Source organism: Streptomyces phytophilus (assembly GCF_013870535.1).
In the GTDB taxonomy this organism is placed as follows: domain Bacteria; phylum Actinomycetota; class Actinomycetes; order Streptomycetales; family Streptomycetaceae; genus Streptomyces; species Streptomyces phytophilus.
In genome coordinates this window covers 1-2,070 of the sequence record NZ_JACBXC010001095.1, presented here as the reverse complement: position 1 = coordinate 2,070, position 2,070 = coordinate 1, and the positions used below count along the sequence as shown (strand labels likewise).

The following is a 2,070-nucleotide window of genomic DNA, read 5'->3' as shown; positions in this document are numbered from 1 at the left end:
GAGGACATGCGCGTACGCCTCCTCCTCGACACCGTCCTCGACGCCGCCCAGGGCCTCCGCCGCGAACTCGCCCTGCCGCCCGCCCGCATGACTCCCGCCGACACCGTCCGCGCGGTCGAGCCCGGCACCATGTCGCCGAAGGACGTGGCCGCCCGCGCCCTGTCCGCCACCGACCCGGCGCTGCTCGACCAACTGCTCGCCCTGCCGCAGGCGCACATGGTCGTCGACGGCTACAACGTCACCAAGACCGGCTATCCCACGCTCCCGTTGGAGAAGCAGCGCCTGCGCCTCCTCGGCGGCCTCGCCGGCCTCGCCGCGCAGACCGGCGCGGAGGTGACGTGCGTCTTCGACGGCGCGGAGCTGGCCGCGCCGGTGCTGCTCGCGCCGCCGCGCGGGGTGCGGGTGCTGTTCAGCAAGCCGGGCGAGACGGCGGACGAGCTGATCCGCCGGCTCGTACGGGCCGAACCCACCGGCCGGCCCGTCGTGGTGGTCTCCGCCGACCGCGAGGTCGCCGACGGCGTCGCCGCCGCGGGCGCCCGGCCCGTGTCGTCCGCGCTGCTCCTCAAGCGGCTGGCGCGGAGCTGACAACCCGGGAAACACGGGCGAGTTCGGACAACACGGCCGTCTCCCCCGGGTGCGGACAGTTCGCCGCTCCGAGTCCAACTCGTTGTCGAACAGTGACTACTGGCCGTGTGATGTGAGTAAAGAAACGTGCTCCGGGGGGACTTTTTTGCCTGAGGGATTTGAACGGATCACCTGAGCATCGTTAGTGTCTGGCCCGAACCTTCGTGCTGTCGATCGCTCATCCGGGGCGGTGGCGAAGGTCCCGCCGGTACCGGGGCGTCCCCAAAGCCACGGTCGGGCGGCTGGAGGAAGAGGAGCTCGCCTTCGTGGCGTCCCACCGTCGACCGAAGCAGCCGAACCGGGCCAGGGTCACCGTCTTCACCGCGACCGCCGCCGCGGCCGTCGCCCTCTCCACGCAGAGCGCGCAGGCCGCCCCCGACAAGGACGACGTCAAGCGGCAGGTCGACAACCTGTACGAGGACGCCGAGCGCGCCACGGAGAAGTACAACGGCGCCAAGGAGCGGCAGGACAAGCTCGAAGAGGACGTCAAGGAACTCCAGGACAAGGCCGCCCGCGGCCAGCAGGAGCTGAACGACCTCCGCGACGGCCTCGGTTCGCTGGCCACCGCCCAGTACCGCAGCGGCAGCATCGACCCCTCGGTGCAGCTCTTCCTCTCCTCGGACCCGGACACCTATCTGGACAAGGCGTCCACGATGGACCGGGTCAGCGGCAAGCAGGCCGAGTCGCTGGAGCGCATCGCCGACAAGCAGCGCAGCCTCGCGCAGCAGCGCCAGGAGGCGGGCGAGAAGCTCAAGGACCTGGAGGAGACCCGCAAGGAGCTGGGCTCCCAGAAGAAGAAGGTCCAGGACAAGCTGGGCGACGCCCGCGCCCTGCTCAACGAGCTGACCGCGGAGGAGCAGGCCCAGCTCGCCGAGGAGGAGCAGCGCGCCAGCCGCGAGGCGGAGGACCGCGTCGACCTCGGCGACGTCGCCCCGGGCTCCTCCCACGGCGCCGCCGCGCTGTCCGCGGCGCAGAGCCAGCTGGGCGCCCCGTACGTCTACGGCGCCACCGGCCCCAGCTCCTTCGACTGCTCCGGCCTCACCGGCTGGGCCTTCTCGCAGGCCGGCGTCTCGCTGCCGCGCATCTCGCAGGACCAGGCCAACGTCGGCACCCGGATATCCTCCGTCAGTGCCCTGCAGCCCGGTGACCTCGTGTTCTTCTACAGCGACCTGCACCACGTCGGCATCTACGCGGGCAACGGCCAGATCATCCACGCCCCGAAGCCGGGCGCCGTGGTGCGGTACGAGGCCGTAGGGAACATGCCGTTCATGTGGGGCGCGCGGGTCTGAGGACGTCCCCCCGACCGGTAGTTCACCTACCGGCCGGGGCCGCTTCGATCCCTCCGCTTCGATCCCTCCGCTCCGGCCGCGGCGCGTCGGCGTTCCGGCTCGCGGCGGTCGGGCACCGCGCGCCAGGGCAGCCCTCTGCCGCGCCGTACGCCAGGAA

Annotated in this window: 2 protein-coding genes; both read left to right on the top strand. The window is 71.7% G+C overall.

Annotation, left to right across the window (positions count from 1 at the left end; genetic code table 11):
* Positions 1-585 (top strand): NYN domain-containing protein (locus tag H5J30_RS29435; RefSeq protein WP_181790356.1); only part of this gene is annotated, 585 nt, incomplete at its 5' end.
* A gap of 305 nt (positions 586-890) precedes the next feature.
* Positions 891-1,913, top strand: coding sequence for a C40 family peptidase (locus H5J30_RS29430; RefSeq protein ID WP_181790354.1), 1,023 nt, complete (start codon positions 891-893; stop codon positions 1,911-1,913).
* Positions 1,914-2,070 lie beyond the last annotated feature (157 nt).